Source organism: Propionivibrio sp., from assembly GCF_047602565.1.
Lineage (GTDB): Bacteria > Pseudomonadota > Gammaproteobacteria > Burkholderiales > Rhodocyclaceae > Propionivibrio.
The window spans coordinates 4,011,765-4,032,487 of sequence record NZ_JASGGX010000001.1 but is presented as its reverse complement, the minus strand read 5'-3'; the positions used below and the strand labels follow the sequence as shown (position 1 = coordinate 4,032,487).

At 66.7% G+C, this 20,723-nt stretch carries 19 protein-coding genes, 4 tRNA genes and 2 pseudogenes; 9 read left to right on the top strand and 16 right to left on the bottom strand.

The features are described from left to right. Positions 1 to 59 precede the first annotated feature (59 nt). The 8 genes from QM701_RS19055 to QM701_RS19020 form a co-directional block, all read right to left on the bottom strand. Positions 60 to 136, bottom strand: a tRNA-Asp gene (locus QM701_RS19055). A 53-nt stretch (positions 137 to 189) separates the two neighbouring features. Next, positions 190 to 265: transfer RNA gene (locus QM701_RS19050), tRNA-Val, on the bottom strand. Between the two features lie 25 nt (positions 266 to 290). Next, the gene (locus QM701_RS19045; RefSeq protein ID WP_415168572.1) at positions 291 to 563 is read right to left on the bottom strand and encodes an HU family DNA-binding protein; all 273 of its coding nucleotides are present in this window, start codon (positions 561 to 563) and stop codon (positions 291 to 293) included. Positions 564 to 724: 161 nt separating this feature from the next. After that, entirely contained in the window at positions 725 to 3,139 is a 2,415-nt protein-coding gene (lon, locus tag QM701_RS19040; protein ID WP_415168571.1) for an endopeptidase La, read from the bottom strand. A gap of 83 nt (positions 3,140 to 3,222) precedes the next feature. After that, positions 3,223 to 4,494: an ATP-dependent Clp protease ATP-binding subunit ClpX gene (gene clpX / locus QM701_RS19035; RefSeq protein WP_415168570.1), complete on the bottom strand. Its 1,272-nt coding sequence runs from the start codon at positions 4,492 to 4,494 to the stop codon at positions 3,223 to 3,225. A 53-nt stretch (positions 4,495 to 4,547) separates the two neighbouring features. Next, the gene (gene clpP / locus QM701_RS19030; protein ID WP_415168569.1) at positions 4,548 to 5,186 is read right to left on the bottom strand and encodes an ATP-dependent Clp endopeptidase proteolytic subunit ClpP; all 639 of its coding nucleotides are present in this window, start codon (positions 5,184 to 5,186) and stop codon (positions 4,548 to 4,550) included. A gap of 28 nt (positions 5,187 to 5,214) precedes the next feature. Further along, a complete protein-coding gene (gene tig, locus QM701_RS19025; RefSeq protein ID WP_415168568.1) occupies positions 5,215 to 6,552 on the bottom strand; it encodes a trigger factor in 1,338 nt (445 codons plus the stop codon). A gap of 72 nt (positions 6,553 to 6,624) precedes the next feature. Then, positions 6,625 to 6,709: transfer RNA gene (locus QM701_RS19020), tRNA-Leu, on the bottom strand. A gap of 80 nt (positions 6,710 to 6,789) precedes the next feature. Here QM701_RS19020 and hpnC point away from each other — a divergent pair. The 4 genes and pseudogenes from hpnC (at position 6,790) to QM701_RS19000 (ending at position 9,752) form a co-directional block, all read left to right on the top strand. Beyond that, a complete protein-coding gene (gene hpnC, locus QM701_RS19015) occupies positions 6,790 to 7,599 on the top strand; it encodes a squalene synthase HpnC (protein WP_415168567.1) in 810 nt (269 codons plus the stop codon). Positions 7,600 to 7,631: 32 nt separating this feature from the next. After that, the gene (gene hpnD / locus QM701_RS19010; protein WP_415168566.1) at positions 7,632 to 8,465 is read left to right on the top strand and encodes a presqualene diphosphate synthase HpnD; all 834 of its coding nucleotides are present in this window, start codon (positions 7,632 to 7,634) and stop codon (positions 8,463 to 8,465) included. Beyond that, positions 8,432 to 9,196: pseudogene (locus QM701_RS19005) on the top strand (FAD-dependent oxidoreductase); the annotation flags it as partial. The gene hpnD and the pseudogene QM701_RS19005, both read left to right, overlap by 34 nt. Positions 9,197 to 9,368: 172 nt before the next feature. Then, the gene (locus tag QM701_RS19000; RefSeq protein ID WP_415168565.1) at positions 9,369 to 9,752 is read left to right on the top strand and encodes an FAD-dependent oxidoreductase; all 384 of its coding nucleotides are present in this window, start codon (positions 9,369 to 9,371) and stop codon (positions 9,750 to 9,752) included. 131 nt (positions 9,753 to 9,883) lie between these two features. Here QM701_RS19000 and QM701_RS18995 read toward each other — a convergent pair whose 3' ends face one another. Together QM701_RS18995 and QM701_RS18990 are read right to left on the bottom strand one after the other, a co-directional pair. Continuing rightward, positions 9,884 to 11,029 (bottom strand): iron-containing alcohol dehydrogenase, encoded by a 1,146-nt coding sequence (locus QM701_RS18995; RefSeq protein ID WP_415168564.1) that lies wholly within the window; start codon positions 11,027 to 11,029, stop codon positions 9,884 to 9,886. A gap of 25 nt (positions 11,030 to 11,054) precedes the next feature. Continuing rightward, positions 11,055 to 11,741: an ABC transporter ATP-binding protein gene (locus tag QM701_RS18990; RefSeq protein ID WP_415168563.1), complete on the bottom strand. Its 687-nt coding sequence runs from the start codon at positions 11,739 to 11,741 to the stop codon at positions 11,055 to 11,057. Between QM701_RS18990 and QM701_RS18985 the strand changes: the two genes are divergently transcribed. Next, entirely contained in the window at positions 11,740 to 12,360 is a 621-nt protein-coding gene (locus tag QM701_RS18985) for an arylesterase (RefSeq protein ID WP_415168562.1), read from the top strand. The genes QM701_RS18990 and QM701_RS18985 overlap by 2 nt on opposite strands. Positions 12,361 to 12,416: 56 nt before the next feature. Further along, complete coding sequence (locus QM701_RS18980; RefSeq protein WP_415168561.1) at positions 12,417 to 13,952, top strand: phospholipase D family protein; 1,536 nt, start codon at positions 12,417 to 12,419, stop codon at positions 13,950 to 13,952. Here QM701_RS18980 and QM701_RS18975 read toward each other — a convergent pair. From QM701_RS18975 to QM701_RS18960, 4 genes are all read right to left on the bottom strand, one after another. After that, on the bottom strand, positions 13,949 to 14,143 hold the full coding sequence (locus QM701_RS18975) for a DUF3460 family protein (RefSeq protein WP_415168560.1): 195 nt from the start codon (positions 14,141 to 14,143) through the stop codon (positions 13,949 to 13,951). The genes QM701_RS18980 and QM701_RS18975 overlap by 4 nt on opposite strands. A 35-nt stretch (positions 14,144 to 14,178) precedes the next feature. Beyond that, the gene (locus tag QM701_RS18970; protein WP_415168559.1) at positions 14,179 to 14,415 is read right to left on the bottom strand and encodes a DUF3567 family protein; all 237 of its coding nucleotides are present in this window, start codon (positions 14,413 to 14,415) and stop codon (positions 14,179 to 14,181) included. A 171-nt stretch (positions 14,416 to 14,586) separates the two neighbouring features. Further along, positions 14,587 to 15,336 (bottom strand): NRDE family protein, encoded by a 750-nt coding sequence (locus QM701_RS18965; protein WP_415168558.1) that lies wholly within the window; start codon positions 15,334 to 15,336, stop codon positions 14,587 to 14,589. Between the two features lie 28 nt (positions 15,337 to 15,364). Further along, positions 15,365 to 15,859: an MFS transporter gene (locus tag QM701_RS18960; protein ID WP_415169433.1), complete on the bottom strand. Its 495-nt coding sequence runs from the start codon at positions 15,857 to 15,859 to the stop codon at positions 15,365 to 15,367. 39 nt (positions 15,860 to 15,898) lie between these two features. Here QM701_RS18960 and QM701_RS18955 point away from each other — a divergent pair. After that, positions 15,899 to 15,966 (top strand) — tRNA-Ala (locus tag QM701_RS18955). A 61-nt stretch (positions 15,967 to 16,027) separates the two neighbouring features. On the opposite strand, the pseudogene QM701_RS18950 reads toward QM701_RS18955, so the two are convergent. Continuing rightward, positions 16,028 to 16,309, bottom strand: a pseudogene (locus QM701_RS18950) (MFS transporter); the annotation flags it as partial. Between QM701_RS18950 and QM701_RS18945 the strand changes: the two are divergent. Then, positions 16,206 to 16,463 carry a hypothetical protein gene (locus tag QM701_RS18945; RefSeq protein ID WP_415168557.1) on the top strand — a complete coding sequence of 86 codons (258 nt, stop codon included), beginning with the start codon at positions 16,206 to 16,208 and terminating at the stop codon, positions 16,461 to 16,463. The pseudogene QM701_RS18950 and the gene QM701_RS18945 overlap by 104 nt on opposite strands. A 436-nt stretch (positions 16,464 to 16,899) precedes the next feature. Here QM701_RS18945 and clpB read toward each other — a convergent pair whose 3' ends face one another. Beyond that, positions 16,900 to 19,479 carry an ATP-dependent chaperone ClpB gene (gene clpB / locus QM701_RS18940; RefSeq protein WP_415168556.1) on the bottom strand — a complete coding sequence of 860 codons (2,580 nt, stop codon included), beginning with the start codon at positions 19,477 to 19,479 and terminating at the stop codon, positions 16,900 to 16,902. Positions 19,480 to 19,696: 217 nt separating this feature from the next. Here clpB and QM701_RS18935 point away from each other — a divergent pair, with 217 nt between their 5' ends. Beyond that, on the top strand, positions 19,697 to 20,722 hold the full coding sequence (locus QM701_RS18935) for an ABC transporter substrate-binding protein (RefSeq protein ID WP_415168555.1): 1,026 nt from the start codon (positions 19,697 to 19,699) through the stop codon (positions 20,720 to 20,722). Position 20,723: the final 1 nt, after the last annotated feature.

Here is a 20,723-nt window from a genome sequence, read left to right as displayed (position 1 = left end):
GTTCGTTAGGAGTCGCGGCTATAACAAAAAAGGCGAACTCGCGTTCGCCTTCCGGTAACTGGCGGAGTGGACGGGACTCGAACCCGCGACCCCCGGCGTGACAGGCCGGTATTCTAACCAACTGAACTACCACTCCAATTGCACGGCACGTACGAAGCGTACGCACGAATTCTGCTGATCTCGTCTTGCTGGTGGGTGCTGACGGGTTCGAACCGCCGACATCCAGCTTGTAAGGCTAGCGCTCTACCAACTGAGCTAAGCACCCGCAATGTGCCTAAGCACAAAGCGCGTCAGTTTACAGCATCCTTGAGGCCTTTGCCAGCCCGGAACTTAGGCACCTGGGCCGCGGCGATCTTGACCGAGGCTCCGGTCTGCGGGTTGCGCCCGGTGCGCGCCGCGCGCTTGCCGACGTAGAACGTGCCGAAGCCGACGAGTGAAACTTCGCCGCCATCCTGCAGTGTCGTCTTCACCGCCTCGACCATGGCTTCCAGCGCGCGGGTGGCGGCGGCCTTGGAGATATCGGCGGAATCGGCGATTTGATCGATCAATTCGGACTTGTTCACACATCCTCCCTTCTGTCGGGTTGAACTACGGAAGCCCTGCTCGCCTGCCTTATTACAAGGCACGAATCCTCGTGTCAAGCGGCGTTTGGGGTGGCGGACGATGGATGGAGGAAAACCTCGGCATGCCGGAAGGCGGCTTCCGGCATGCTTCGGTCAGGGAATCAATGGGTAACGATGGATTGTGCAGACGAATTCTCGCTCGGAGGATTCCCCGCCGATGCCGCGCTTTCTTCCGACAGCGGTTCCGGCAGGCGTTCGAGCGCCAGTTCGAGCACCTTGTCGATCCACTTCACCGGGATGATCTCCAGCTTGTTCTTGATGTTGTCGGGGATTTCGGCCAGGTCGCGCACGTTCTCCTCGGGGATCAGCACGCGCTGCAGGCCGCCGCGCACCGCCGCCAGCAGCTTTTCCTTCAGGCCGCCGATCGGCAGCACTTCGCCGCGCAGGGTGATCTCGCCGGTCATCGCCACGTCGCAGCGCACCGGGATGCCGGTCAGCACCGACACCAGCGCCGTGCACAGGCCGATACCGGCCGAAGGTCCGTCCTTCGGGATCGCGCCCTCCGGCAGGTGGATGTGGATGTCGTTCTTCTGGTAGAAGTCGTCGGCGATCCCCAGCGAGCGGGAGCGCTTGCGCACCACCGACAGCGCGGCCTGCACCGATTCCTGCATCACCTCGCCGAGCTTGCCGGTGGTGATGGTCTTGCCCTTGCCGGGCAGGACGACGGATTCGATGGTCAGCAGCTCGCCGCCCACCTCGGTCCAGGCCAGGCCGGTGACCTGCCCGACCTGGTTCTCGCGTTCGGCCACGCCGAAGCTGTAGCGGCGCACGCCGAGGAACTTGTCGAGGTTGCGCGAGGACACGGCGATGCGCGTCTGGCTCTTCTTGAGCAGCAGCGTCTTGACCACCTTGCGGCAGATCTTGGAAATCTCGCGCTCCAGGCCGCGCACGCCGGCTTCCCGCGTGTAGTAGCGGACGATGTCGCGCAGGGCGCTCTCGGCGACCGTCAGCTCGGTCTTCTTGAGGCCGTTCGCCTTCATCTGCTTGGGCAGCAGGTAGCGGTGGGCGATGTTGATCTTCTCGTCCTCGGTGTAGCCGGACAGGCGGATCACTTCCATGCGGTCGAGCAGCGGCGCCGGGATGTTCATGGTGTTGGCGGTGGCCACGAACATCACCTCGGACAGGTCGTATTCGACCTCGACGTAGTGGTCGACGAAGGTCGAGTTCTGCTCCGGATCGAGCACTTCGAGCAGCGCCGAACTCGGGTCGCCGCGGAAGTCCTGGCCCATCTTGTCAACTTCGTCGAGCAGGAACAGCGGATTCTTCACGCCCACCTTGGTCATGTTCTGCAGGATCTTGCCCGGCATCGAACCGATGTAGGTGCGGCGGTGGCCGCGGATCTCGGCTTCGTCGCGCACGCCGCCCAGGCTCATGCGCACGAACTTGCGGCCGGTGGCCGTGGCGATCGACTGGCCGAGCGAGGTCTTGCCCACGCCGGGCGGCCCGACCAGGCACAGGATCGGCGCCTTCAGGCGGTCGACGCGCTGCTGCACGGCCAGGTATTCGATGATCCGCTCCTTGACCTTTTCCAGCCCCCAGTGGTCCTTGTTGAGCACCTTCTCGGCGGCGGCCAGATCGCGGCTGATGCGCGTCTTCTTGCGCCACGGCAGGCCGATCAGCGTTTCGATGAAGTTGCGCACGACCGTGGCCTCGGCGGACATCGGCGACATCAGCTTGAGCTTCTTCAGTTCGGACTGGACCTTGGCCATGCCCTCCTTGCTCATGCCGGCTTCCTTGGCCTTCTTCTCCAACTCCTCGAAGTCGGCGCCGTCCTCGCCTTCGCCCAGCTCCTTCTGGATCGCCTTGACCTGTTCGTTCAGGTAGTACTCGCGCTGGCTCTTTTCCATCTGGCGCTTGACGCGGCCGCGGATGCGCTTCTCGACCTGCAGGATGTCGATCTCGGTTTCCAGCTGCGACAGCAGGCGCTCGATGCGCGAACGCACGTCGAACATCTCCAGCACTTCCTGCTTCTGTTCGAGCTTGAGCGGCAGGTGCGCGGCGATGGTGTCGGCCAGCCGGCCGGCTTCCTCGATGCCGGCGATCGAAGTCAGGATTTCCGGCGGGATCTTCTTGTTCAGCTTGACGTACTGGTCGAACTGGGCGATCACCGCCCGGCGCAGCGCCTCGACCTCGTGGTCGACACCGTCGTCGCCGGCCGCCGGCGTGGCGCGGGCGACGAACATGCCGTCGCGCGTCTCGATGGCGTCGATGCGCGCGCGGCGCGAGCCTTCGACCAGCACCTTGACGGTGCCGTCGGGCAGCTTGAGCATCTGCAGGATGTTGGCGACGCAGGCGATTCCGTACAGGTCGTCGGCCTCGGGTTCGTCCTTGACGGCCGATTTCTGCGCCACCAGGAGGATGCCCTTGCCGGCTTCCATGGCGACTTCGAGCGCCTTGATCGACTTGGGCCGCCCGACGAACAGGGGGATCACCATGTGCGGGAAAACCACCACGTCGCGCAGGGGCAGCAGCGGCAGCTCGACGGGTTCGTCGGTGAGGGTGGGAATCGTGGTCATTGCTTGGGCTCTTCAAATAGGAACGCCCCCATCACATGGGGACGCAAAAACGGTTTTCAAGCCGCAGGCCACGGCAAGGGAGATCAGTTGGAGCCGGAAACCTTCGGCTGATCGGCGTAAATCAGGAGCGGCTTGGCGTCGCTGGTGATCATGTTCTCGTCGATGACCACCTTACTGACATTCTCCATCCCCGGAAGTTCGTACATGGTGTCCAGCAGCACCGACTCCAGGATCGAGCGCAGGCCGCGCGCGCCGGTCTTGCGCTCCAGCGCGCGGCGGGCGATGGCGGTCATTGCCGCGGGCCGGATTTCGAGCTCGACGCTCTCCATGGAGAACAGCTTCTGGTACTGCTTGACCAGCGCGTTCTTCGGCTCGACCAGGATCTGCACCAGCGCCTCGACGGACAGTTCCTCCAGCGTGGCGATGACCGGCAGGCGGCCGATCAGCTCGGGAATCAGGCCGAACTTGATCAGGTCCTCCGGCTCCACGGTGCGCAGCACCTCGCCGATGGCCCTCTTGTCGTCCTTGCTCTTCACCTCGGCGCCGAAGCCCATGCCGCCCTTTTCCGAGCGGTTGCGGATGACCTTCTCCAGCCCGTCGAAGGCGCCGCCGCAGATGAACAGGATGTTGGTGGTGTCCACCTGCACGAAGTCCTGGTTCGGATGCTTGCGCCCGCCCTGCGGCGGCACGCTCGCCACGGTGCCCTCGATCAGCTTGAGCAGCGCCTGCTGCACGCCTTCGCCCGAGACGTCGCGGGTGATCGACGGGTTGTCCGACTTGCGCGAAATCTTGTCGATCTCGTCGATGTAGACGATGCCCTGCTGCGCCTTCTCGATGTCGTAGTCGCACTTCTGCAGCAGCTTCTGGATGATGTTCTCGACGTCCTCGCCGACGTAGCCGGCCTCGGTCAGCGTGGTCGCATCGGCCATCACGAAGGGCACGTTGAGCATGCGCGCCAGCGTCTGGGCGAGCAGCGTCTTGCCCGAGCCGGTCGGCCCGATCAGCAGGATGTTGCTCTTGGCCAGTTCGACGTCGTCGCTGGTCCGGGCGCCGTGGCGCAGGCGCTTGTAGTGGTTGTACACGGCCACCGCCAGGATGCGCTTGGCCTGATCCTGCCCGATCACGTACTGGTCGAGCAGTCCCGCGATCTCGCGGGGCGTGGGCAGGTCGTTGCGGGCGGTCTTGCCGTCCTGTTCCGCGGACAGCTCGTCGCGGACGATGTCGTTGCACAGGTCGATGCACTCGTCGCAGATGAACACCGACGGCCCGGCGATCAGCTTCTTGACCTCGTGCTGGCTCTTACCGCAAAACGAACAGTACAGCAGCTTTTCGCTGCCACCTTTCTTTTCCGCCATCTCGGCTTACCTCGTAGCTTGGTTCAGTCTGATGGTTGTTGCCAGGCGAGCGATCAGACGACGCCGCGGCTCTGCAGGACCTTGTCGATCAGCCCGTAGTCCACCGCCTCCTCCGCCGACAGGAAGTTGTCGCGGTCGGTGTCGCGCTCGATGCGCTCGACCGGCTGGCCGGTATGCTGCGCCATGATCTCGTTGAGCTTGGCGCGCAGGGAGAGGATTTCCTTGGCGTGGATGGCGATGTCGGAGGCCTGCCCCTGGAAGCCGCCCATCGGCTGGTGGATCATCATGCGCGAGTTGGGCAGCGCGAAACGCTTGCCCTTGGCGCCGGCGCAGAGCAGGAACGCGCCCATCGAGGCGGCCTGCCCGAGGCACAGGGTCGACACGTCGGGCTTGATGAACTGCATGGTGTCGTAGATCGACAGCCCGGCCGACACCGATCCGCCCGGCGAATTGATGTAGAAGTGGATGTCCTTGTCGGGGTTCTCGGCCTCGAGGAACAGCAGCTGCGCGACGACCAGGTTGGCCGTCGCGTCGTTGACCGGCCCGACGAGGAAGATCACCCGCTCCTTCAACAGCCGGGAATAGATGTCGTACGCGCGTTCGCCCCGGCCGCTCTGCTCGATGACCATCGGCACCATGCCCAGACCCTGCGGTTCCCAGCGATCTTCCATCGCCATGCGATCAACACTCATTGCTGCGCTCCTTCTCGTGGCGGCCCGTTCAGCCGCGCTGACCTTGGCCCATCAACTCGTCGAAGGCGATGGCCTTGTCGAGCACCCTGGCGCTCGCCAGCGCCCATTCGACGACGTTATCCTCGATCACCACGCCCTCGATCTCGGCCAGGCGCTGCGGCTGGGCGTAGTACCAGCGGACGACCTCCTCCGGATGCTCGTAGCTTTGCGCGGCTTCCTCGACGACCGACTTGATCTGCTCGGGCTTGGCGTGCAGTTCGTTGACCTTGACGATCTCGGAAAGCACCAGCCCGAGGCTGACGCGGCGCTTGGCCTGGTCGGCGAACCACTCGCGCTGCATCGGGAAATCCTTCATCTTCTTGCCGCTGCGCTGCTCCATGTCCTGGCGGGCGTTGTGGATCAACTGGTCGATTTCGATTTCGACGAGCGCCTTGGGCACCTCGATCGGATTGGTTTTGAGCAGCGCTTCCATGACTTGGTTCTTGACGCGGCTCTTCAGACGGCTTTTCACTTCGCGCTTGAGGTTGGTTTCGATCTCGGCGCGCATCTTCTCGACGTCGCCGTCGGCGATGCCCAGCGACTTGGCGAAGTCGGTATCGATCTCCGGCAGCACCGCCTCGCTCACCTGCTTGACCGTGACGTCGAAGGTGGCCGCCTGTCCGGCCAGGTCCTTGGCGTGGTAGTCGGCCGGGAAGGTCATCTCGAAGGTCTTCGCCTCGCCCGCCTTGAGGCCCGTCACCGCGTTCTCGAAGTCCGCCAGCATGGCGCCCTCGCCGAGCACGAACGGATAATCCTTGGCCTCGCCGCCCTGGAACGGCTCGCCGCCCTTCTTGCCGAGGAAATCGATGGTCACGCGGTCGCCCTGGGCCGCCGCGCGGTCCACCGGCTCATAGCGGACGCGCTGCTTGCGCAGCACGTTCAGGGTGTTTTCCAGCTCGGCCGCGCCGATTTCCAGCGTCGGGCGCTCGATCTCGACGTCCTTCAGGTCGGCGACCTTGACTTCCGGATACACCTCGAACACCGCCGAGAACTCGATATGCGTTTCGCTCTCGGTCTTCTTCGGCTCGATCTTCGGGCTCCCCGCGACACGCAGCTGCTGCGCCTTGACGGCCTCGGTGAAGGACTTTTCCAGCGCCTCGTTCAGCGCGTCGACATAGGCGTCGTGCCCGTACTGCTGCTTGACGATGTGGAACGGCACCTTGCCCGGCCGGAAGCCCGGCATCTTGAGGTTCTTGCCCATCCGCTTCAGGCGCTGGTCGATTTCCTTGTCGAGGTCGGCGATGACTACCGACAGATCCAGGCTGCGTTCGAGGACGCTGGGTTGGGGCGTGGCTTCGGCAGCGGGGGTCGTGGCGTTGGTTTCCATTAAGATTCCTTGAAGTCTCTGAAAATCAGGCTGAAAAAAGCATAAAAGTCGGCTCGGGGCATCGCTGCTGCGTGGTGCGAGAGAAGGGACTCGAACCCCCACGCCTTGCGGCGCTGGAACCTAAATCCAGTGCGTCTACCAATTCCGCCACTCTCGCGCTAATCGATCATTTTAACCGAGAACGTCCTATACTGTCAGCCGCCTGAAATCCGCGCCGGACGCGCCTTTCCCGCCGCAATGCCCGTCGAACACTACGAAAATTTCCCGGTCGCCTCGCTGCTCCTGCCCCGGCGGATGCGCCGCCCGATCGAGGCCATCTACCGCTTCGCGCGCGGCGCCGACGACATCGCCGACGAAGGCGACGCGAGCGACGCGGAACGCCTGCGAGGGCTGGCCGCCTACGGCGCCGAGCTCGATCGCATCGAACGCGGAGAGGCGCCCGAGTCCGCCGCGTTCGCCGAGCTCGCGGCCGTCATCGCCGCTTGGCAGCTGCCGCTGCAGCTCTTCCGCGACCTGCTCGACGCCTTCGCCCAGGACGTGGTGCAGAAGCGCTACGCCGACTTCCCGGAACTGCTCGACTACTGCCGCCACTCGGCCAACCCGGTCGGGCGCCTGCTGCTGCACCTCTTCGACCGCGCCGGCGAGGACAACCTGCGCCGCTCCGACGCCATCTGCTCGGCGCTGCAGCTGATCAACTTCTGGCAGGACGTCGCGGTCGACTGGGCCAAGGGGCGCGTCTATCTGCCGCAGGAGGATCTCGCGCGTTTCGGCGTCGACGAACAGACGATCGCCGCAGGACGCTGCACGCCGGAATGGCTCGCGCTGCTCGACTTCCAGGTCGAGCGCGCGCGGCAGATGATGCTGGCCGGCTCGCCGCTGGTGCATGAACTGCCTGGACGCTTCGGCTGGGAAATCCGCCTTACCGTGCAGGGCGGCCTGCGCATCCTCGCGCGCATCCGGCAGGCGCGCGGCGACGTTTTCCGCGTCCGTCCCGTGCTCGGCCCGGCGGACTGGCTGCGCATGGCGGGACGCGCGCTGTTTATGTAAAAATCGCGGCGCACTCAACCACGACACCTTCCATGACGCCCGAAGACTACTGCCAGCAAAAGGCCGCCGCGAGCGGTTCGAGCTTCTACTACAGCTTCCTGTTCCTGCCGCCCGAACGGCGGCGGGCGATTACCGCGCTGTACGCCTTCTGCCGCGAGGTCGACGACGTGGTCGACGAGTGCAGCGACGCGCAGGTGGCCGCCGGCAAGCTGGCCTGGTGGCGCGCCGAGCTCGACGCGCTCTACGCCGGACGGCCGCAGCACCCGGTGACGAAAGCGCTGCAGGCCGTGCTGCCGCAGTTCGCCCTGCCGCAGGAGCAGTTGCTGGAAATCATCGACGGCATGGAGATGGACCTGCAGCAGACGCGCTATCTCGACTTCAAGGCGCTGTCGCTGTACTGCTACCGCGTGGCCAGCGTGGTCGGGCTGCTGGCCGCCGAAATCTTCGGCCATACCGACCGGCGGACGCTGAAATACGCCCACGACCTGGGCATGGCCTTCCAGCTCACCAACATCATCCGCGACGTCGGCGAGGATGCGCGGCGCGGCCGCGTCTACCTGCCGCTCGACGAACTCAAGCGCTTCGAGGTGCCGGTCGCCGACATCCTGAACGCCCGCCATTCGGAAAACTTCCGCCGCCTCATGGAGTTCCAGATCGAACGCGCCGAGGGCTATTACGCGCAGGCCATGAGCCAGCTGCCGGAGGCCGACCGCAAGGCGCAGCGGCCGGGTCTGGTGATGGCGGCGATCTACCGCACGCTGCTCGACGAGATCAAGCGCGACGGCTGCCAGGTGCTCAACCAGCGTACCTCGCTGACGCCGCTGCGCAAGCTGTGGATCGCCTGGCGGACGTGGATCAGGGGCTGAACGCGCGCCCGGCGCGCGTCGCCGTCGTCGGCGGCGGCTGGGCGGGCCTCGCCTGCGCCGTCGAACTGGCTGCGGCGGGCGTGCCGGTCCGCGTGTTCGAGGCGGCGAAACAGCCCGGCGGGCGCGCGCGCCGCGTGGACGTCGAAGGCCACGCGCTCGACAACGGCCAGCACATCCTGATCGGCGCCTACCGCGAAACCCTGCGCGTCATGCGCCTCGCCGGCGCCGATCCCGAGCGCCTGCTGCGGCGCCTGCCGCTGGAACTCAGCTATCCCCGGGCCGGCTTCCGCCTGCGGCTGCCGCGCCTGCCCGCGCCGTTCCATCTGGCCGCCGGACTGCTGGCGGCCAGGGGCTGCGCGCCGGGCGAGAAACTGGCCGCCGCCCGCTTCATGCGCGCCTTGCAGGCGACGGGCTACCGCCTCGCGCAGGACGTCTCCGTCGCCGAACTGCTCGACCGGCACCGGCAGCGGGGCAGCCTCCGCCGCTTCCTGTGGGAGCCGCTGTGTCTGGCCGCGCTCAACACCGCGCCGCAACACGCCTCGGCGCAGATTTTCGCCAACGTGCTGCGCGACGGTCTCGACGGCGCGCGGGAGAACAGCGACTTGCTGCTGCCGCGGGCCGATCTGAACCGCGTCTTTCCCGACGCCGCGGCCCGCTTCGTGGCGGCTCACGGCGGCGAAATCCGGCTGTCCGCCCGCGTCGAATGCATCGAACGGCCGCTCGCCGTGCACGGCGAACGCTTCGACCATGTGGTGCTCGCCGCCGCGCCGCGGCACGCCGCCGATCTGCTGCGCGACCATGCGGAAACCGGCGGCATCGCCGCCCTGCTGGACGCCTATTGCCACGAGCCCATCGGCACGGTTCTACCTGGCCTACCCGGAGCCGCTCCGCGCGCCGCTGCCCATGCTCGGCATGTCCGGCCCGCTCGGGCAATGGGTGTTCGACCGCGGTCAGCTCGACGGCGCCAGCGGCATCGCCGGATGCGTGCTCAGCGCCCGGGGCGCGTGGGACGAACGCGACAACGCCTCGCTCGCCGCGGCGCTGCACGCCGAACTGCAGGAAACGCTCGGCCGCGCCCTGCCCGCCCCGGACTGGCACCGCGTCATCCGCGAGCGCCGCGCCACCTTCTCCTGCCGCCCGGGCCTCCTCCGCCCTCCGGCGAAGACCGCCCTGCCCGGCCTGTGGCTGGCGGGCGACTACGTCTGCGCCGACTACCCGGCGACGCTCGAAGGCGCCGTGCGCAGCGGCGTGGCCGCCGCGCGGGGAATTCTGGGCGTCTTGAATTAAAAACCAAAAATAATTAACCACGGTGACACGGCGGGCACGGCGAGAAAACAAGAATTGCTTTTCGCCGTGCCCGCCGTGTCGCCGTGGTCAAACTGGTTTTTCGTGTTCCGCAGTCAAACCCGCAGCCGGTGTCAAGCCGCTGCGGCCACGATCCGCTTCACCACCTCCGGCGTGATCGCGCCTTTCTCCCCGAGCTTGGTGAGGCCATGCTTTTCGATGCTGGCGGCGACCCGCTCGGGCGCGGAGGCGTCGGTCACGCCGGCTTCGGAGAGGCGCACCGGCACGCCGAGGCCGCGGAACAGCTGCTCGATCGCGGCGATGGCGCGCTGGGCGAGATCGACGTCCGGCGCCAGGCCGAACACGGCGCGCCCCATCTGCGCCAGCTTCACCTTCTTGTCGTCGAGCCGGTCGCGCAGCAGCGCGGGCTGGACGATGGCCAGCGTGCGCGCATGGTCGATGCCGTAGGCGGCGGTGAGTTCGTGGCCGATCATGTGCGTCGCCCAGTCCTGCGGCGCGCCGGCGCCGATCAGGCCGTTGAGCGCCTGGTTGGCGGTCCACATGAAATTGGCGCGCCAGGCGTCGTTGTCGCGTTCCTTGAACTGCAGCGCGAGGTTGACCAGGTTGCGCAGCAGCGTCTCGGCGTAGCCGTCCTGCACCCAGGCCTGCGCCGGGTAGGTGATGTACTGCTCGCAGACGTGCACGAAGGCGTCGACCAGCCCGTTGGCGATCTGCCGCTCGGGCAGCGACTTGATCACGTCCGGATCGAGCACGGCGAAACGCGGGAACACCGCGTCGGACGAGAAGGCCAGCTTGTCGTGCGTCGCCCGGCGGGTGATCACCGCGCCGTTGTTCGATTCCGAGCCGGTCGCCGGCAGCGTCAGCACGGCACCCAGCGGCAGCGCGTCCACGACCTTGTGTTTGCGGGTCGGGATGTCCCAGCCGTCGCCGTCGTAGCGGGCCGCCGCGGCCACGTACTTGCTGCCGTCGATGACCGAGCCGCCGCCGACGGCCAGGATGTAGTCCAGCCCTTCCTGGCGGATCAGCGCCACGGCCTGGTCGAGCGTTTCGACGGTCGGGTTGGGCTCGACGCCGCCAAACTCCCGCCACTGCCTGCCTGCCAGCGCCGCCGCGACCTGGTCGTAAACGCCGTTAGTCTTGATCGAGCCGCCGCCGTAGATCACCAGCACCTTGCGCGCCGGATCGATGGCCTTGGCAACGGCTGCGATCTTGCCCTGGCCGAAGTGGATGACTGTGGGATTGGAATAGGTGAATTTCATGATTCGGCTCCGTTGAATGACGAGATCAGGCTACTTCTTCGATCCGGCCCGCGTGCATGCGCAGCCGGCGGCCGCAGCGGGCGGCGATCTCCTCGTCGTGGGTGACGAGGATCAGCGTCGTGCCGCGTTCGGCGTTGATGGCGAACATCAGTTCGATGATCTGGTGGCCCGTCGCCGCGTCGAGATTGCCGGTCGGCTCGTCGGCCAGGATCAGCGTCGGTTTCGGGGCGAAAGCGCGGGCCAGCGCCACGCGCTGCTGCTCCCCGCCCGACAGGTGCTTCGGATAATGGTGCAGGCGCTGCGCCAGGCCGACGCGAGCGAGCCAGAATTCCGCCTCGGCCCTGGCGTTCGGCGCGCCGGCCAGCTCCAGCGGCAGCATCACGTTCTCCAGCGCGTCGAGCGACGGCAGCAGCTGGAACGACTGGAAGACGAAGCCGAGCAGGCGTCCGCGCAGCACCGCGCGCGCATCCTCGTCGAGCTCGGCGAGCGGCTCGCCGGCCAGCGCCACCGACCCTGCGGTCGGCAGATCGAGCCCGGCCAGCAGACCGAGCAGCGTCGATTTGCCGGAGCCGGACGCGCCGACGATGGCCACGGTTTCCCCGAGTTCCACGGAAAACGAATTCTCGTGCAGAATAACCAGCGCCTCGCCGCCGTTATCCACGCTCTTGGTGAACCGGCTCACTTCCACCACTTTCGCTACCCGCGCATCCATGCTCCGACTTTCGCTCCTCGTCTGTCTTCTGTCCGGCGGGCTGTCGTTCGCCGCGCCCGCCGCGCTGGCGCGCACCATCCTCGTGTTCGGCGACTCGCTGTCGGCCGGCTACGGCATCCGCCAGGACGCCGCGTGGCCCAGCCTGCTGGAAAAACGCCTGCGCGAGAACAAGTTCGATTATAGCGTCGCCAATGCCAGCATTTCGGGCGAGACCACCAGCGGCGGCAGGGCGCGCCTCGGCGACATCCTGGACAAGCAGGCGCCCGACATCGTGATCATCGCGCTCGGTTCCAACGACGGACTGCGTGGCCTGCCGGTGGCGGCGATGCGCGACAACCTGCTGGCCATGACCGACAGCGCCCAGAAGAAGAAGGCCCGCGTGCTGATCGTCGGCCAGCGCCTGCCGCCGAACTACGGCCCGTACGCCGTCCAGTTCCACGCCGCGTTCGGCGAGGTGGCCAAGGCGAAAAAAACGGCCTACGTCAACTTCCTGCTCGACGGCGTGGCGCTGACCCAGGAACTATTCCAGGCCGACAACCTGCATCCCACGGCCGCCGCCCAGCCGCGCCTGCTCGACAACGTGTGGCGCGGGCTCGAACCTTTGCTCAAGCAGCGGTAGGCGCCGTGGGCAAGCCCTCCGGACGCAGCGTGTCGCGGGGCAGAGGATGGCGCCTATTGTTCTTTTTCGTGATGGCGCTGATCGGCGCGTCGTTGCTGTCGATATACAGCTATGGACACTTCGCGCGGCGGGCGCAGGGCGCGCCGACCAGCGCGCTGCCGGCGGAGAGGATGGAAACGCCGATCGACCGGGCGATCGCGCCGCTGACCGACGCGCATCCCGGCCAGACCGGCATGCAGCTGCTCGACGACAACCTCGACGCATTCGCCCTGCGCGGCATCAGCGCCCGCAGCGCCGGCCGCAGCCTCGACCTGCAGTACTACATCTGGCACGGCGACCAGACCGGCAAGCTGCTCGGCTACGAACTGCTGCTCGCCGCCGACCGCGGCGTGCGCGTGCGCCTGCTGCTCGACGACCTCAACGCGCACGACAAGGATTCGCTGCTCGCCGCGCTGGATCTGCATCCGAACATAGAAATCCGCCTGTTCAACCCCTCGCGCGGCCGCCAGGCCGGCCTGCTGCGCGGATTCGAAATGCTGACGCGGGGCTTCATGCTCAACCGCCGCATGCACAACAAGGCCTGGATCGTCAACGGACGCCTGGCCGTGGTGGGCGGACGCAACATCGGCGACGAATATTTCGACGCCTCGCCGCATACCAGCTTTTTCGACGTGGACCTGGCGCTGTGCGGCCCGGCCGTCGCCGAGGTGTCGGCGATCTTCGACGCTTTCTGGAACAGCCGCGCGGTCATTCCCCTGCGCGAGCTGATCGACACCTTGCCCGACAGCCTCGACGAACTGCGCCGGGCCTCCGATAACGGACGGACGCTGCTGCGCGGCGTCGGCCCCTACCTGCAACGCCTGAAGGAATCCCCCGGCGTCAACGCGCTGTTCCACCAGACCCGGCCGGTCTACTGGACCGGCGAGGCGCACGTCTATTCCGACCCGCCCGAAAAAGGCGCCAGTACAGAGCGGACGGACTGGCTGGTCAACCGGCTGGCGCCGATCCTGAACGGCGTCACGCGGCAACTGCGGATCATTTCACCGTATTTCGTGCCGGGCGAGGCGGGGATCGCGCGGCTGCGGAAGCTGCGCGCCCGCGGCGTCAACATCGGCGTCCTGACCAATTCGCTGGCGGCGACCGACGTCATTCCGGTACACGGCGGTTACGCGCCGTACCGGAAGCCGATGCTCAAGGACGGCGTCGCCCTGCACGAACTCATGGCCGAGGGCAAGCCGGACCGCAGCCTGCTCGGTTCCAGCAGCACCAGCCTGCACACCAAGGCCTTCATCGCCGACGGCGACGTGGGGTTCGTCGGCTCGTTCAACTTCGATCCCAGGTCGGTCAACCTGAACACCGAAATGGGCATCGTCTTTCGTCAGCCCGACATCACCGCCGGCCTGGCGCAAAGCTTCGGGCAGAAGACCTCCGGCCCCTACAGCTACCGCCTGTTCCTGGAAAACGACGAACTGCGCTGGGAGGACCGCTCGGTCGCTCCAGCCCGCATCTGGGCCCGCGAACCCGCCGCCTCGCTCTGGATTCGGCTGGCGGCCAAGCTCGTCGAATGGCTGCCGATCGAGTCGCAGCTCTAGAAGTAGAAATTCACGTCGTACGGATACGGCTTCTGCTGTTCATTCGACTGACGATACGCCGCCAATTCCGCGAAATTCACCTTCTTGTTCCACAGCAGGTTCAGGCCCTCGCGCTGGCCGCTTTCCCAGTCGGGATGCCGGGCCAGCGCCTCTTCGAGGAATTTCTCGTACTCCGACTTGTAGGCGGCCATCGGTAATCCTCCATGCGTGACGTGCGGCAGGTTGATCAGTGAAAGACGATCGGCTTGGCGGCGCCGGCGCAATAGTCGTCGAGCAGCGAATCGATCGAATCCATGTCGCGCTCCTCGTCCGGAATGCGGTCGATCGCTTCGCGCAGTCCCACGGCCACCGAGCCCTGGACGAACAGGCTGCGCCTTCCCAGCTTGTCCACCAGTTCGAAGCCTTCCCGCACGGGGTAGGCCAGAATGGCGTAATGCTCGCTGTTATAGACCAGGTTCATCATGACTCCTTTCTCCGTTGCGCTGCAAAAGACCGATTGTCCGGTGGCGACTCCTGCCGGGTAGTCCTTTCCTACGGGGAGGAAATGGGTCCGTTCCCTTCCTTTTCAAGTCGAAGCGCACGCATCCTGTGAAGTCAGACCACCCGGCGCGAGGTGAGTTCGCCGCCGTTTTCCTCAGGCCGGAGCGAACGCCAGCCTTACCTCGCCGGTCAGCCCGGCCGCATCGAAGCTGCGTTCCAGGAGGAAACCGCCGCCGTCGGCGCGGCGCACCAGCAGCGTCGAGGCGCGCGTGCCGTAGTCGGGCGAGCGGACGAACACCGCCGAGAGGCGGCGCTCCCATTCGAGCGGCACGCCCGTCGCGGGCAGGGCCTCGTCCGGCACGATCTCGTCGTCGGCCAGGAGGTCGAAGAACGGCGATTCGTCCGGCAGGCGTGCCAGCGCCTCGGCGAAGCGCGCCTTGGCCGTGGTCAGCTTGGGCCACGGCGTATCGAGCAGATGGTTGGAGACGCCGTGGATACCCGCCGGCAGCGGGCGCGCCGCGCCGTCGCGGTTGCTGCGGTACCAGAGCGTGCGGCCATCGGACAACAGCAGGTTGAACCCCGAATACGCCTCGCCGGGAAGGCCGGCGGCAAAATCGCCGGGCGGCACCGTCCCGGTCAGGAAATCCCGCGTCAGATGCCCGCGCGACCGTGCTCCGGGCGGCCGGCCCGGCTCGCGCACGTTGGTCACGGCGGCGAAGCGTCCGGCGTCGGTGGCGCCGAGCCAGGTGCCGCCCGCCTCCAGATCGCGTCCCGCGGCGACCTGCGGCGCGTCGGGCCAGCGCATGGCCGCGGCGGTCGGCCGGGCGCGGAACTCGTCGCGGTTGGCGGCGACGACCAGCGGGTACTCGGGATGCACCCGCCAGGCGACCACGATCAGGCACATGCGCGGTTCCCCGTATGGTCGAACGCGGTCATGACGGCCGGCGCCGCCCGCCCACCGCCAGGATCAGGCCGGCGCACGCCAGGGCGGCGGTGAGCCCGGCCACGGCCGGCCAGCCGCCGTGCTGCCAGAACCAGCCGCCCAGCGAACCGACGATGCTCGATCCCATGTAGTAGAACAGCAGGTAGAGCGACGCCGCGTGCCCCTTGGCCGCGCCGGCCAGCGGGCCGATCGAGCCGCTGGCCACCGAATGCGCGATGAAGAAGCCGGTCGTCACCAGCACGATGCCGCCGATGAGCAGCGCCAGCGAAGCCGACAGCGTCGCCGCGATGCCGAGCAGCATGGTCAGGAATCCGGCCGTGAGCAGCGGGCGGCGCCCGAACCGGTCGGCCAGCGCGCCGGCGACTGACGAGGAGACCATGCCGAAGCCGTAGGCCAGGAAGACCAGGCTGATCTGCGTCGGGCTCATGAAGTACGGCGCCTCCGACAGGCGGAAGGTGGCGTAGTTGAACAGGGCCACGAACACGCTGGTCAGCAGGAAGCCACAGGCGTAGAGGCGGAGCAGGCCGCGGTGGCGCAGGTGCCCCTGCCAGGCGCGCAGGTGGAACGCCAGGTCGAATCCCGGCCGCGGCACGAAATTCCGCGAACGGGGGAGCAGCAGCAGAAAGCCCGTCGCCGCCGCCAGGCCCAGTACGCCGATGATGCCGAGCGCCATGCGCCAGGAGGTGAATTCGGTGAGCAGGCCCATGCCGACGCGGCCCATCATGCCGCCGAAGGCGGTGCCGGCGACGTACAGCCCCATCGCTTTGCCCAGGCTGGCCGGCTCGATTTCCTCGGAGAGGTAGGCGATGGCCACCGCCGGCACGCCGCCGATGACGAAGCCCTCGATGGCCCGCGCCGCGAGCAGCCCGTGCCAGCTCGGCGTGAGCGCCGCCACGAGGTCGCAGACGGCCGCCAGCAGCATCGAGCAGAACATCAGCCCCCGCCGGCCGAGCGCCTGCGAGAACGCGCCGGCCATGACGATGGAGAACGACAGCAGGCCGGTGGTCAGCGACAGGGCCAGCGAGCTTTGCGCGGGGCTGACGCCGAAGGTCTCGGCGAATGCCGGCAGCAGCGGCTGCACGCAGTAGATGAGCGAAAAACTGGCGAAGCCGGCGAGGAACAGCGCCCAGCCGGCGTTGCGGTATTCGGCGCTGCCGAGCCTGATCCAGCGCGGCGCGGCGCCGTTTTCACGCCTCGCGCCGTGCGGTGGCGCATCGAGGACGGCGGGTGCGGGAGTGGCGGCTGTGGGCGATTTCATCGGGCCGAGTATACGGTGAAAGGCAAGGACTTTTTGACCACGGCGACACGGCGGGCACGGCGAGGGGCAAGAGCGTTTTAGCCACAACGAGCACAACGGGCACAACGAAAAACGAGAACCAAGATCTTTGCTTTTCGCCGTGCCCGCCGTGTCGCCGTGGTTAATTAAAGATTTTGTCTTTCGTCGTGCCCGTTGTGTTCGTTGTGGTTAATAACGTCCTTTCTCAAAATAACCGCCGCACGGCAGCCGGGCTCACGCCCGGGCACTCAGCCCTTGTCGAAGCGCATCACGCCGCCCAGGCAGGACACGCGGATGGTGTCCTTGGCGGCGAAGCGGCCTTCGAGGATGGCCTTGGCCAGCGGATTCTCGATCTGCGCCTGGATCGCGCGCTTCAGCGGCCGCGCGCCGAACACCGGGTCGAAGCCGGCGGCGGCGACTTCGGACAGGGCGCTGTCGTCCACCTCCAGGCGCATTTCGAGCTGCGCCAGGCGCCGTTCGAGGTAGCCGAGCTGGATTCTGGCGATCGACTTGATGTGCTTCTCGTCGAGCGCGTGGAAGACCACCACTTCGTCGATGCGGTTGATGAACTCCGGCCGGAAGTAGCTCTTCACCTCGCCCATCACCGCCAGCTTGATCAGCTGGTAGTCGTCGCCGGCCATCTGCTGGATCATCTGGCTGCCGAGGTTGGAGGTCATCACCACCACGGTGTTCTTGAAGTCCACGGTGCGCCCCTGCCCGTCGGTCATGCGGCCGTCGTCGAGCACCTGCAGCAGCACGTTGAACACGTCCGGATGCGCCTTCTCGACTTCGTCGAGCAGGATCACGCTGTAGGGCTTGCGGCGCACCGCCTCGGTCAGGTAGCCGCCCTCCTCGTAGCCGACGTAGCCCGGCGGCGCGCCGATCAGGCGGGCGACCGAGTGCTTCTCCATGAATTCGCTCATGTCGATGCGGATCAGATGCTCCTCGGAATCGAACAGAAAGGCGGCCAGCGCCTTGCACAGCTCGGTCTTGCCGACGCCGGTCGGGCCGAGGAACAGGAAGGAGCCGTACGGCCGGTTCGGATCGGCGAGGCCCGCGCGCGAGCGGCGGATGGCGTCGGAGACCAGGCGCACCGCCTCGTCCTGCCCGACCACGCGCTGGTGCAGCCGCTCCTCCATCGCCAGCAGCTTCTCGCGCTCGCCCTGCATCATCTTGCTGACCGGGATACCGGTGGCGCGCGAGACGACCTCGGCGATCTCCTCGACGCCGACTTCGGTGCGCACCAGGCTGTGCTTCTTGTCGGCGCCGGCCGATTTCTCGGCCGCCTTCAACTGCGCTTCGAGCTGCGGCAGCTTGCCGTACTGCAGCTCGGCGAGCTTGTCGTACTGGCCCTTGCGCTGGAATTCGGCCATCTGCGCCTTGAGCTTGTCGATCTCCTCCTTGATCGAGGCGCTGCCTTGCACCTGCGCCTTCTCGGCCTTCCAGATCTCCTCCAGGTCGTTGTACTCGCGCTCCAGCTTGGCGAGTTCGTCCTCGATCAGCTGCAGGCGCTTCAGCGACGCCTCGTCCTTTTCCTTCTTCACCGCCTCGCGCTCAATCTTGAGCTGGATCATGCGCCGGTCGAGCCGGTCCATGACTTCCGGCTTGGAGTCGATCTCCATCTTGATGCGCGCCGCCGCCTCGTCGATCAGGTCGATCGCCTTGTCGGGCAGGAAGCGGTCGGTGATGTAGCGGTGCGAGAGCTCGGCCGCGGCGACGATCGCCGGGTCGGTGATGTCCACTCCGTGGTGCAGTTCATACTTCTCCTGCAGGCCGCGCAGGATGGCGATGGTGGCCTCTACGGAGGGCTCGTCGACCAGCACCTTCTGGAAGCGGCGCTCCAGCGCGGCGTCCTTCTCCACGTACTTGCGGTACTCGTCGAGCGTCGTGGCGCCGACGCAGTGCAGCTCGCCGCGCGCCAGCGCGGGTTTCAGCATGTTGCCGGCGTCGATGGCGCCCTCGGCCTTGCCGGCGCCGACCATGGTGTGCAGTTCGTCGATGAAGACGATGATCTTGCCCTCTTCCTGCGCGATCTCCTTGAGCACGGCCTTCAGGCGTTCCTCGAACTCGCCGCGGTACTTGGCGCCGGCCAGCAGCGCGGCCATGTCCAGGCTGAGGACCTTCTTGCCCTTCAGGGTCTCCGGCACCTCGTCATTGACGATGCGCTGCGCCAGGCCTTCGACGATCGCCGTCTTGCCGACGCCCGGCTCGCCGATCAGCACCGGGTTGTTCTTGGTGCGCCGCTGCAGAATCTGGATCGCCCGGCGGATCTCGTCGTCGCGGCCGATCACCGGGTCGAGCTTGCCCTGGCGGGCGCGCTCGGTGAGGTCGATACAGTATTTCTTGAGCGCCTCGCGCTGGCCTTCGGCCTCCTGCGAATCGACGCCCTGGCCGCCGCGCACGGCGTCGATGGCCTGTTCCAGCGCCTTGCGGTTGAGGCCATGCTGCTTGGCCAGGCGCCCGGTTTCGCCCTTGTCGTCGCACACGGCGAGCAGGAACATCTCGCTGGCGATGAACTGGTCGCCGCGCTTCTGCGCCTCGCGGTCGGTCAGGTTGAGCAGGTTGAGCAGATCGCGGCCGACCTGCACCTCGCCGCCGTGCCCTTCGACCTTGGGCAGGCGATCGACCGCCTGATCGAGCGCGGTCTTCAGGGCCTGCACGTTCACGCCGGCCTGCGCCAGCAGCGACGACGTCGAGCCGTCCTCCTGCTGCAGCAGGGCCAGCAGCAGGTGCGCCGGCGCGATCATCTGGTTGTCGTGGCCGACGGCCAGGCTCTGCGCATCCGCGAGCGCCTGCTGGAACTTGGTGGTCAGTTTGTCTTGTCGCATGGCGAGCGTCCTTCCCGTTCATCCGAATGTTTCCGAGGTGGGGGGAGGTTCGCCGTTTTCAAGGCCGCGGGCGCCGGCCCTTATGCCCCCCATAACGAATACTGATTTGCCCCCGCGAACGGGGGTCATGCATACTGCCCGCCGGAATCAACCGTCTTCGCACGGGCCCGACGGGTGCCGGCGGATTTCGGAAACCAACAACGACAAGGGGTCAGACATGAAAAGCGCGCTTCGCACTCTCGTTGCCACGCTGGTTGCCGGCTTGTGCGCCGGCGGCGCCCAGGCGGCCGACCAGGTCAACATCATCTGCTCGGTGCAGGCCGAGTGGTGCAACATGATCGGTTCGGTCTACGCCCGCACCACCGGCACCCGGATCAACATAACCATGAAGGGTTCCGGCGAATCGCTCGCCCAGCTCATCGCCGAGAAGGACAACCCGAAGACCGACATCTGGTTCGGCGGCACCGGCGATCCGCACCTGCAGGCGGCCGAGCAGGGGCTGACGCTCGAATACAAGTCGCCGAGCCTGGCGCAGCTGTATCCGTGGGCGCAGCAGCAGGCGGAGCAGGCCAAATACCGCACGGTGGGCATCTACTCCGGCCCGCTCGGCTTCGGCTACAACCCCGAGCTGCTGGCGAAGAAGAAGCTGCCGGTGCCCAAATCCTGGGCCGACCTGCTCAAGCCCGAATACAAGGGCGACATCCAGGTCGCCAACCCGGCGTCCAGCGGCACGGCCTACACCATGATCGCCACGCTGGTGCAGCTGATGGGCGAGGACAAGGCGTTCGAGTACCTGAAGGTGCTGCACCGCAATGTCGGCCAGTACACGCGCACCGGCACCGGCCCGATCAAGGCCGTGGCGCGCGGCGAGACGGCGGTGTCGATCAGCTTCGTGCACGACGCGCCGCAGGAGCGCATGGCCGGCTTCCCGGTCGAGACGGTGACGCCGAGCGAAGGCACCGGCGCCGAGATCGGCTCGATGAGCATCATCAAGGGCGCGCGCAACCTCGAAGCCGCCAAGAAGTTCTACGAGTGGGCGCTGACCCCGGCCGCGCAGGAAATGGCCGCCGCCGCCAAGCAGTTCCAGCTGCCGTCGAACAAGAACGCCAAGGTCGATCCGAACGTGCCCGACTTCAAGTCGATCAGGTTCATCAACTACGACTACGCGAAATACGGCGCCAGCAACGAGCGCAAGCGCCTGATCGCGCGCTGGGAGAAGGAAGTGAACTCCCTGCCGCGCTGAG